The sequence below is a fragment of the Trichocoleus sp. FACHB-6 genome (genome assembly GCF_014695815.1).
Classification (GTDB): domain Bacteria; phylum Cyanobacteriota; class Cyanobacteriia; order Cyanobacteriales; family FACHB-T130; genus Funiculus; species Funiculus sociatus.
In genome coordinates, this window is sequence record NZ_JACJOY010000082.1 from 1 (window position 1) to 9,638 (window position 9,638).

Genomic DNA, 9,638 nt, shown 5'->3' on the forward strand with positions numbered 1-9,638 from the left:
ACCACTGCTTGCATATCTACGGTGCGCGGACGACCTCCCGGTTTAGCTTTGGGAATCAAACTGGATAACAGTTCCCATTGTTCTTGGGTCAAGTTACTCGGATACGATGATGTCATGGCTCTCAAAATGCTGTCTGATAATTTGCTATTGACAGGTTATCGTTTTGAGAGCTTTCCTGGCTTCTCAGACATCCTCTAAGTTGAGTGCGTCTAATTTGAGCATGAAATATGTTAAGTAGTACGCTAATAAGCAGAGCTTTTATTCACATTTCAGGGCTGTCTCATGGGATTAGGCGTAAACTCTACTCGTTCACGGCGTAAAACTAATTCGCCACTGAGAGACCATTGATCAAGTAAATCTTTAGGCAACGAGACGACGCAACATAATCCGAGTCATAACAGCATAGATAGCGGCTTCGCTCATTTCTGGAAGCCGTTCCTAATCCTTACTGAGACGATAATAGTGGTTAAACCATGCAAAAGTTCGCTCAACTACCCAACGCTTGGGCAAAACTTCAATCATGAGTTGTGTACGATGCATTACTTCAACACGAGCTTGAATCATCAGCCACACAGCTAGGGCAAACTTGTTACCGTCATACCTGCATCAACTCAGATAATCTCAACTTCTTCTCAGATCTCTGGATGTTGTTCCCACAGTTCCATCAAGGCATAAGCAGCCAGTACTCTTTCCCCTGCATTTCCTTCACTGACTATCACTTTAAGTAATAGTCCTAGACTATCGACAAGTGTCTGCCGCTTTCTGCCTTTTACCTTTTTGCCGCCATCAAAACCATACACATCCCCCTTTTTTCCGTCGTTTTTACTGACTGGCTATCCGCAGCGATGGCGGTGGGTTGAGTGGCTCTGCCTAGTTTTTGGCGAACTTGGTCACGTAAAGTGTGATTCATCTGCTCCCAGATCCCATGTTTTTGCCATCTGCGGTAGTAGCTGTAAACGGTTGAGCTTGGGGGAAAATCTCGTGGCAACATATCCCATTGACATCCGGTTTTCAAGTGGTAGTAGATGGCATTACAAACTTCTCGCATCTCAGTAGTACCTCTAATTCCACCAGCTAAGTCTGGTGGAATTAGAGGTACTAAGATTTCCCACTCAGCATCACACAGGTCGCTTGGATAAGACTTACCAGACTCATATCTTGCACCAATCCGGATAAACGCCTAAGGCGGGAATCATTAGTGTAAGAAAATCACGCCAAAACCAGACGTATTCTCAGCAGTTAAGAGTAAATAATATTATTTCGTTAATAGCGATATTACTTAGTTAAGACATTAGGCGAGCACTAAATATAGGAATTGTCTTGGATTTGCGTTGGCAACCAAAAATATGAAAAAAAAGGGCGTGAAAAGCATATTAAAAAGCAAGAAAAATGGAAACAGTTCTTGCCTACGCCCAGCAATTAGTCTACACCTTGCTGACGTTGATGCCTTCCCAGTACCAACGAGACAATCTAGAAGCAATATTGGGATTGTTCCTAGAGGCTCAAGGTCATCCTTTACCAGAACACAGTAAAACTAAGCCGGCCAGTGCTTTAAGTCGCTTTCTCAATATTTATTCCTGGTCAACCCGAAAGCTAATTTACATCACTCGCAACTATGTACTCAAGAAAATTTTGTCTCATTGCCCTCAGGGTTGTCAGGTCGATGTTACAAGTCATCATCGACCTGACAACCCTGGAAAAAATGCGGCAAATTCAAAGCCTTTGAGCATTTAATCTCGGTTTACAACAGCAAACGTGGGTTACATCTGGTAGTGCTGTATTTGGTTGTCGGGTGGTGGAGAGTCCCCTGAAGGTTTCGGGTTTGGAAAGGTAAAGATACCCCTTCACCTGCTTTATTAGGGTTAAAACTAGTAAAAGGCTTGCCTAAAGCTCTGACCAAACGCTATCAGGTGATGATTTTGGTCGATACTGCCTTTGGAGGCGTTGATTTTGGCTCAATAGGGATTCCGGGGAGTTAAGCAAGTAGGTTCTCCAACAAAGCAATTAGTAAGGCAAAGCCCTCGCTTTTTAGTATTGTGAACGAACTCAAAAAAGCCTAAGTACAACGGCAGCTTTTCTTGAGAGATACCCCGATGCGGGCGCAACCAGGAACGCAAGAGCGACCTCTCATCCTTCGATTGTATTAACATAGACTTCACAGAAACCGTCTCCATCCTCATCGCGAGCATATAGCGTTTCTCAGTTGGATGGCATACAGTAACGGAGTAGCCCAGCCTACCAGACAATCGCTAATCATGAAAGCTTACTCGCTTGACCTACGCCAAAAAGTGATTGATGCCTACAACCGAAAAGAAGGATCCCAACGCCAACGCCGCGAAACGATTTAGCGTGAATTTGAGCTTTATCCAAGACTTGCTCAAGCGCTACCGTCAAGAGGGTGGGATTGCCCCTAAAAAGCATGGAGGAGGAGCCACTGCCAAACTCAATGACGAGCAAGTAGCGCTGGTAGTGAGGTTGCTAGAAGAGGATAACGATGCCATCTTAGTGGAGTTATGTGAACGACTGGAGCAACACAGTGGGGTACGGGTCAGTCGAGCGACGATGGGACGCATTACCCAAAAACTCCTGCTGACGCGAAAAAAAAGTCATTCCATGCCAGTGAACGAGACACTCAACGAGTGCAACGCCTACGAGTTGAGTATTGGCACACGCTGGGCGAGGTGAAATTAACCGATTTGGTGTTTATCGATGAGGCCGGTGTGAACCTGGCAATGAGTCGGCGTTATGCCCGCTCATTACGGGGGACTCGTGCTTATGGAGACCGTCCAGATGGGCGAGGCAAGAATCTCACGATGATTGGTGCAGTTTCATGGCAAGGATTCGTAGCCTCCTTGACCTTTCTAGGAGGAACTGACTCGCTGGCGTTTCAAACCTACGTCACCAAAGTTTTGGTTCCAAACCTCAGGCAGGGAGCTTGCGTGGTCATGGATAACTTCAGTTCCCATAAGGTTGCGGGGATCCGAGAAGCTATCGAAGCGGTTGGAGCAAGACTGGTGTATTTACCACCTTATTCACCCGACTTCAATCCAATTGAAAACGGTTGGCCGAAAGTGAAGGAGTTTTTACGTTCCAAAGCGGCTCGTACCTATGAAGCACTTGACCAAGTCATTACAGAAGCATTCAATTGAGTCACAATTAAAGACATGATTGGTTGGTTCACTCATTGCTGTTACTACGTTGCTCCTGATACCTCAGAGTGTATTCCTCTCATATGAGAACCGCTATATACCACTACCCGGACTTGAAAGATTCCAGGGGTTTTTGGGTATTCGACTCAAAGTCCATATCCTAGAGAGCGACCCGTAACGGCGGCCAGTAACTGTGGGTTCCAGAAGCAATCCCAAAAAATCTATTTATTACCCCAAACATCTGATTTTATGCGGTAGTAATTGCAATCTTTCAGGCTAGAATGTTTACCCAGCAGGTTTTTAGTGCTTTACCGCAAAAAGGCCCTGTTTCCAAGCTACTCCCAATGAGCGCGTCCCCACCACAGCAGTATTAGAGATGGTTTTTAGTAGCGCTGCCGTTTGTGCTATGTAGAAATGCGGTGGTGGGCGCGAGCTGGTAACTTTACCAACCAATCATCGATACCGCCTTACGCTTCTGCTCTGGCGATACTTCTAGATACCGCTGCAAAGTACCCAGGTCATTGTGTCCGGATATCTCCTGAATGTGTCGCAGCGGTATCCCAGCATTGTGCATTTGAGTCAGAGCAGTTCGCCTAAAGCTGTGGGTACTGACCCCCTCTACTCCAATCCGGCGACAAGCATCCTTCAAAATCTTGTCAGCCATAAACCGAGTCAAGTGTTCCTTTCCCCTGATTCCAGATGGAAACAACACCCCTGGTTGAGCGAGCTGGTACTCTGCCAGTATTGCCGCTAGTGCAGGTTGAATGTCCACAACGCGGGTTTTTAGTTTTCCCTTCGTGGTAGACTTCCTGAAAGTCAACGTTCCACTTTTAATGTCCGTAGTTTGGAGCGCCAGTGCTTCCGATACGCGACATCCAGTAAAAAGACAGATGGCAAATAGAGCGCGATCGCGTGGCGAATTTAATCCATCGGTGAACAACCGCCTCAATTCATCAGATGTGAGAATTTTTCCTTGCCCGTTGCCCCTAACTTTCATGGCTTCGCTTTGTTAATACAGCTAGACTACACGAAATAAGAGTTTCGTTGAATAGGTATCTAAAAGTATAGCTCTAGCGTTGTTTGAAAGAGTTCCGATTGCCGGATTCAACCGAGCTTATCAATCCCGCTCCATCCGCCTCACGAGAGAATCAGGGTTTCGGGCGCAATCGATGATTTTTGCTTATGCCTGCGCTGTTATCACCGTCATCAAGTAAAATCGGCTACCTTTGATTGGTAAGTGATAGCAGAGTCGGCACAGGTGGCAGAATCACCCATGTTTTACGCGAGGGTTCCCGGTGGGTGGAGTGGCAGGAGAAAATTAGGGGCATTGCCGAAGCGGATGGCACAAAGGAAGCGGAAGTTGTGCGCGAGTGCGATCAGGCAATATCTCTTCGAGACTGACCCCGCGGCGGTGAAGGTGGCGGTAGCACTCGCTTCAAGAGCAACGCCGCAAGGTAGAAGCAAAGCTTGCAGGGTGCGATCTGCGGGGTGACTTATGCCTTTGAAACAATAGACCTCATGGAAAAGCCGCAGGTGGGATCGCAAAAGTAGGTTAGAGCCGGGAAAGTCATATATTCCGACTTTCCCGAAAGTTCTCTCTCTACTCCAATCGACCGTTCTGGGTTGATTGAGCAGGACTCCTGAACCGCTGCCTTAAATGCGATCGCCGCAATTTGCTGTACTTGAATTTTTGAGAAGACTGAGCGTAACTAGCTGTGACCCCCAAAATGTGGAGTGAATGCAGTGATACGACTGCAATTAATTTTCGATGCTGTTTGTACCTTGGCTCTCGCAGCCAGGGTATTTTTTTGCAATAAGTGAGCGAGTGCCTGGTAACGAGTTTTCACTTTGAGCTTTTTGAGAACATTATTCATATGCAACTTGACAGTACTCTCCCTAATCATGGGGCGCTTGGCAATATCGCGATCGCAATTTCCTTATGTTAGTTTGATCGCGCAAGCGCTAGCAGTCCCTAACGCTATCTATGAAATATTATTTGAGGAAATCGACTTTTCCCAAATCGCGATCAAACAGCTTCCTCCTTGGCAGTCCATCGCACGTTAAGCCAATCCCTTCTTCCTTAAGATTGCATTAACTGATTGATTATGCAGCCCGATCTCTTCTTGTTCCCGTGCTGTCCGAGCGGAATCCCCGTCATAAAACGGCCTTCCCCATTCTCCTTGATAGTTTTCTAGTTCCAACTCTTCTCCAGTTGCCGAAATCCTTCCATGAAAGCTAATTCGAGCATGTGCCCGGTGTTCTTCATAGGGTTGGAAATAGTCTAAATAGGGAGTGGGTGCGGAGACGATCGTAAAGCTAATACTATTCATGTCGTCATCATCACTGAAACGATAAATTTTTCCAAATTCCAACATCTCTGGAATGAAAACTGATCTATAGGTAATAGCTTGAAGTCGAGCGCGAAAGAATTTAGCTAATTCAATAGGAAGTCGTTGTTTTTGAGTCATTTTCAGCCTCGTTTTGGTACTTAGAAATAGTTAACTGACTCGGACGCGCTCGTTGCAAAATTGTTGTAGAGACAGGATTTACGCATTTCAACGGTAAGTTGAGGCTTGAGGGGGAGAGTGGGGGACTGGGATAAAGGTCGGATACATACTGGCTTTTAGCAAATGCTTTTTCAATGCACCTGCCTAAATCTTGAGAGAGAACACTCATCGATGTTATCAGCGGCGGCTTAATCGTGTCATTAAACTACTGAATCCAGCCATTCACAATTGCTTGATGGATTGCCTGGTAACGAGTTTACGCTTTGAGATTTTTCGAGAACATTATTCATGTGGAACAGCTCCAAAGGATTGCGTGCCCTGGCTCCAAGCCCAAAAGCAGCTAAGTCTAGCTTTGCTGCTTTAACGACACTAATATGTCTCCACGACAATTAAAAAGTCACTGTACACTTGAAGCGCTTACTGGAAAAGGAAGTATTCTATGCAGCTTCACATAAAATTGGTATTACTTAACTTATATGTCTGATTCCTCCAGCTAGTGTAGTTTCCACAATATCGGCAGCTTTGTCCAACCCTCCAGTGTTTTTAAGTAGGGCTGACATCTGACGTGTAGCATCCTTATAACTTGGGATACTCAGTAGGGTGTCTATTTTGCGGCGCACCTCAGCACTATCAAAATGGTTCTTGTTTAGCTTTAAAGCAACCCCTAAGTCCACAATACGCGCTGAATTGTAGTGTTGATCTCCAAAAAAAGGCAAAGCCAGTATAGGTTTCTCCCAATACAGTGCTTCGTTAATGCTGTTCATACCACAATGACTAACAAAGGCACGAACAGATGAATGAGAGAGAATCGCTTGTTGGGGAACAAACTGTTCGATGCGGAAGGAGGATGGTAGTGAAGGAAGAATATGCTGTTGGTTCTTGGGTAATGACCACAGTACCCGGAATCCAGTGTCAGTAAGTCCCTCCACTAATGCTTTAGCCTGCCAGGGTTCGAGAGTAGCAAGAGTACCAAAAGCGATATACACCACTCCTGTACTTTCTTCACCTTCTTCCAACCATTTACTTAAAGAAGGGCTAAGAGGCTCGACATTTTTTGGAAAAATTGGCCCGACCATTTGCACATGGGGAGGTAGCGGACGTGGAATCTCAATACCAAAAGCTGTGCCTACTATCATGGGACGCTGGCTAAAAGGGTCGTCTAATTTTTTACGCTCAAGACATTGACGACGAACTTGATTGAGCTTTTTCAAGGTTGGTAAAAACTGCGGCAACAGCCAATAGGGTCTGAAGAAATTTAGACAACGTTGCCATAAATTCATATTTAGGGAATAGGATGTACCGAAGCGAGGATACTTAGAACTGGTCGGTACAAAATTACCTAAAAATCGAGATTGAATAATGTACGTCAGGTTCATCTGCTGTGCTAAGTCCATCGCAGGAATAACGGCGCGATCAATCACCAAAAGATCCGGGCGGTGCTGCTGAAAAATAGGTGTCAGCGTTTTGTACATCGGAACATATAGAGCGATTAGCCCATTCAACATCATCCTTTCACCACGCCAGATTTTCGGCTCTTGGCAAACTCTTTGCCACACAGACTTGGTTGTATCAGAAAATTTTTCATTAGTTGTTTCTATTCGGGGTTCCCAAGGGATAAAATGAACGCCAGTATTAGCTATCCATGCCCTAGCCTCCTCAGAAATAACAAAACTGACTTGGTAGCCCCTTGCAACCAACTCTTGGGCCAGAGCAATCATTTGATTAGCATGACCACGTAGAGGAAGCGAAACAAACATTACATGTTTTTTCATCTTCATTCATTCCCATCTAATTCATTAAAGTGGGTAAAAGAAAAGGAGTTTTCCTCCTTCTGCCGAGTGCAAAGACGAATAAATTCCCGAATAATGTCTTTTTTTGTTAGTTCTTTTGCTGTGTTTGAGCCAAGACTGGCTTTCCTGTAGATATCGCCTGTTCTACTATGTCGGCGGCTCGACTGACTCCACCAGCGCGAGCGATCGCATCTTGTAATCTGGATGCATTGTTTTTGTAAGAATCTTCAGTCAGTGCCCGTTGTATGGCACCTCGAAGCTTGGAAACAGTCAATCCCGCTCGGGGCACAACTTCTCCTGCTCCTGTCCAAGCTATACGTGCTGCAATTCCAGGTTGGTCATTGGCAATCGGAATCGCCACCATCGGTACTCCATTAGTGAGGGATTCCAGAGTGGTATTCATTCCTGCATGAGTAATGGTGAGTGCTGCTTTTTTGAGTAGTTCTAGTTGAGGTGCATAACTGACAACTAGAGGCGAACCAGGCAATTCTGGTAGAGATTCCGGACTACCTGAACCACCCAGAGAAATCACCAACTGAGCATCCAACCCTACACACGCCTCAGCAATTCGCTGGAAAATCTCCTGCTGACGATTTTGTAAGGTTCCCATCGAAGCGTAAATCAACGGTTGCCCTGTTAATTTCTCATAGGGGAAAGGCACAGACTTCCGTCCCGTTGAGTTGTGGTAAGGCCCGGTGAAATGGAAGTATTTGGGCAATGTAGTACGAGGAAATTCAAATTCAGCCGGCTGTTGACTGAGCTGAGCCAGTTGGGAATAGAGTTGATTGGGATGAGAGTGCAGAGGTAACTTCCATTCTTTGCGATAGTCATTTATCAACTCTCGGATGGGTTTCGTGATGCGACTGAGCAAAGAGTAAGCCATGCGATTTCGCAGACGTGCCCACCAGGCGGGATTGTAACTCCAAGGGGTGTTAAAGGGGGGAACAGTTTCCTCTCGATTTAGCACCACAGCACTGCACACGGTAATGAAGGGAATCTCTAGGAAGTCTGCAACAGTCCCTGCCTCTGGTGAAGATTGGTCTACTAGCAGTGCTTCTACATTAGCTTCTTTGATGGCTTGCGGGGCATCTCGGAGGATTACAGCCGCCCCCTGCTTCAGCAGACTGATAGTATATCGCAGGGCAGCTAACCCGCTGAGTTCCCCTAGTTGGGCAAAGGCTTGGGATAATGCTCCTGCTGGAAATTCTGCCTCTCCAAGTGCCCAGAAATCCAATCCTGCTGCTACTGTCTGGAGTTGAGCGTCGAGTAATCCGAAAAGAGTAACGCGATGACCACGTTGTTGTAGTTCGCAACCTAAGGGGAGCATCGTGTTGAGATGGCCAGTTTCCGCCGGACAGATAATACCAAAGTGAGTCATGAGATTTTCCCTAGTAAACTAGCAGGAGTTGATCTGTAGGCTTTGAATCATCTTCTGTCAGAGGGTTTGCTAATACCAATTTCAAAACGTATCAAAGTATGATTGAAGGATAACTGAGGCTATGGCTTAAATAAATCCCTCACAGTAAAATTTAGTTAAGAATGTTTGAATTAAAAATTAAGAATAGATTAATTAGGTATATTTAGTAACAATTCCAGGTAATGCGAATTCTGATACCATCCCTCACCATATTGGTTTGTGTTTGTTGGGTCATCAGCTATCGTTCCCGATTCATTTTCATTACCATACCATATTACACATGAGCAATTTTCGATAAAGTATCGCCTTCTTTTATTACGTAAGTCACTTCCTAATTTTCTCCTAGATTAAAGGTGCTTGGATGTAATTAAATGTAAGCAAAATCAACTTATACAGTTCTCCTTATGGTAACGACCCTAGCAGACCATTCAGCAACAAATGATTTGACGCTTCGGCTTTGGTTGCTGGGAGGATTAGAAGGTTGCTTCTGATAGTCTGGTGGAAGAGTAGGAGCAGTGAAGTGAACTGCCTCTTCGTTAGCGATCGCCTCTGGAGGTTTTGTAATGGGGGTTATATCAATTTCCTTAAACTTTGCTACACTTAGACAGAAGATTTTGGGAGGAAGAGCTCCAAATGCCAGGAGTTACAAAAATTGAAATAGTCGAAACAGAAGAAACTTTAAAAGCTCTCTTATTGAAAGTTGAGAAGGCGGAACAAAAAGAAAAAGTTCAAGCGTTGTACTGGCTGAAGACAAAAACTGTAGACAGTGTCTCAG

Annotated in this window: 9 protein-coding genes and 4 pseudogenes; 6 read left to right on the forward strand and 7 right to left on the reverse strand. The window is 45.3% G+C overall.

Annotation, left to right across the window (positions count from 1 at the left end; translation table 11 throughout):
• Together H6F66_RS28430 and H6F66_RS15925 are read right to left on the reverse strand one after the other, a co-directional pair.
• Window positions 1-116: pseudogene (locus tag H6F66_RS28430) on the reverse strand (IS5/IS1182 family transposase); the annotation flags it as partial.
• 244 nt (window positions 117-360) lie between these two features.
• Window positions 361-1,168 (reverse strand): annotated as a pseudogene (locus H6F66_RS15925) (IS5 family transposase).
• Window positions 1,169-1,389: 221 nt separating this feature from the next.
• Here H6F66_RS15925 and H6F66_RS15930 point away from each other — a divergent pair.
• Window positions 1,390-1,734 (forward strand): hypothetical protein, encoded by a 345-nt coding sequence (locus H6F66_RS15930; RefSeq protein WP_190423025.1) that lies wholly within the window; start codon window positions 1,390-1,392, stop codon window positions 1,732-1,734.
• 221 nt (window positions 1,735-1,955) lie between these two features.
• Here H6F66_RS15930 and H6F66_RS29380 read toward each other — a convergent pair.
• A pseudogene (locus H6F66_RS29380) lies at window positions 1,956-2,157 on the reverse strand (DDE transposase); the annotation flags it as partial.
• A gap of 138 nt (window positions 2,158-2,295) precedes the next feature.
• Between H6F66_RS29380 and H6F66_RS15935 the strand changes: the two are divergent.
• A complete protein-coding gene (locus H6F66_RS15935; protein ID WP_190423027.1) occupies window positions 2,296-2,685 on the forward strand; it encodes a helix-turn-helix domain-containing protein in 390 nt (129 codons plus the stop codon).
• A pseudogene (locus tag H6F66_RS15940) lies at window positions 2,640-3,107 on the forward strand (IS630 family transposase); the annotation flags it as partial. The gene H6F66_RS15935 and the pseudogene H6F66_RS15940, both read left to right, overlap by 46 nt.
• Window positions 3,108-3,591: 484 nt before the next feature.
• Here the strand turns inward: H6F66_RS15940 and H6F66_RS15945 are convergent.
• On the reverse strand, window positions 3,592-4,146 hold the full coding sequence (locus tag H6F66_RS15945) for a site-specific integrase (RefSeq protein WP_190423039.1): 555 nt from the start codon (window positions 4,144-4,146) through the stop codon (window positions 3,592-3,594).
• Between the two features lie 79 nt (window positions 4,147-4,225).
• Between H6F66_RS15945 and H6F66_RS15950 the strand changes: the two genes are divergently transcribed.
• From H6F66_RS15950 to H6F66_RS27765, 3 genes are all read left to right on the forward strand, one after another.
• Window positions 4,226-4,363 carry a hypothetical protein gene (locus tag H6F66_RS15950; protein ID WP_190423041.1) on the forward strand — a complete coding sequence of 46 codons (138 nt, stop codon included), beginning with the start codon at window positions 4,226-4,228 and terminating at the stop codon, window positions 4,361-4,363.
• Window positions 4,364-4,379: 16 nt separating this feature from the next.
• Window positions 4,380-4,550, forward strand: a complete 171-nt coding sequence (locus H6F66_RS15955) for a hypothetical protein (protein ID WP_190423043.1) — start codon at window positions 4,380-4,382, stop codon at window positions 4,548-4,550.
• A 480-nt stretch (window positions 4,551-5,030) separates the two neighbouring features.
• Window positions 5,031-5,213 carry a hypothetical protein gene (locus H6F66_RS27765; protein WP_199295301.1) on the forward strand — a complete coding sequence of 61 codons (183 nt, stop codon included), beginning with the start codon at window positions 5,031-5,033 and terminating at the stop codon, window positions 5,211-5,213.
• On the opposite strand, the gene H6F66_RS15965 is transcribed toward H6F66_RS27765, so the two are convergent.
• From H6F66_RS15965 to H6F66_RS15975, 3 genes are all read right to left on the reverse strand, one after another.
• Complete coding sequence (locus H6F66_RS15965; RefSeq protein ID WP_190423045.1) at window positions 5,210-5,617, reverse strand: hypothetical protein; 408 nt, start codon at window positions 5,615-5,617, stop codon at window positions 5,210-5,212. The genes H6F66_RS27765 and H6F66_RS15965 overlap by 4 nt on opposite strands.
• A 506-nt stretch (window positions 5,618-6,123) precedes the next feature.
• The gene (locus H6F66_RS15970; protein WP_190423047.1) at window positions 6,124-7,428 is read right to left on the reverse strand and encodes a glycosyltransferase; all 1,305 of its coding nucleotides are present in this window, start codon (window positions 7,426-7,428) and stop codon (window positions 6,124-6,126) included.
• Window positions 7,429-7,534: 106 nt separating this feature from the next.
• Entirely contained in the window at window positions 7,535-8,824 is a 1,290-nt protein-coding gene (locus tag H6F66_RS15975) for a glycosyltransferase (protein ID WP_190423049.1), read from the reverse strand.
• Window positions 8,825-9,638: the final 814 nt, after the last annotated feature.

Coding starts and splice junctions, on each gene's coding strand:
- H6F66_RS15930 (WP_190423025.1), top strand. CDS start 1,390: ATGGAAACAGTTCTTGCCTACGCCCAGCAATTAGTCTACACCTTGCTG.
- H6F66_RS15970 (WP_190423047.1), bottom strand. CDS start 7,428: ATGAAAAAACATGTAATGTTTGTTTCGCTTCCTCTACGTGGTCATGCT.
- H6F66_RS15965 (WP_190423045.1), bottom strand. CDS start 5,617: ATGACTCAAAAACAACGACTTCCTATTGAATTAGCTAAATTCTTTCGC.
- H6F66_RS15975 (WP_190423049.1), bottom strand. CDS start 8,824: ATGACTCACTTTGGTATTATCTGTCCGGCGGAAACTGGCCATCTCAAC.
- H6F66_RS15945 (WP_190423039.1), bottom strand. CDS start 4,146: ATGAAAGTTAGGGGCAACGGGCAAGGAAAAATTCTCACATCTGATGAA.
- H6F66_RS15935 (WP_190423027.1), top strand. CDS start 2,296: ATGCCTACAACCGAAAAGAAGGATCCCAACGCCAACGCCGCGAAACGA.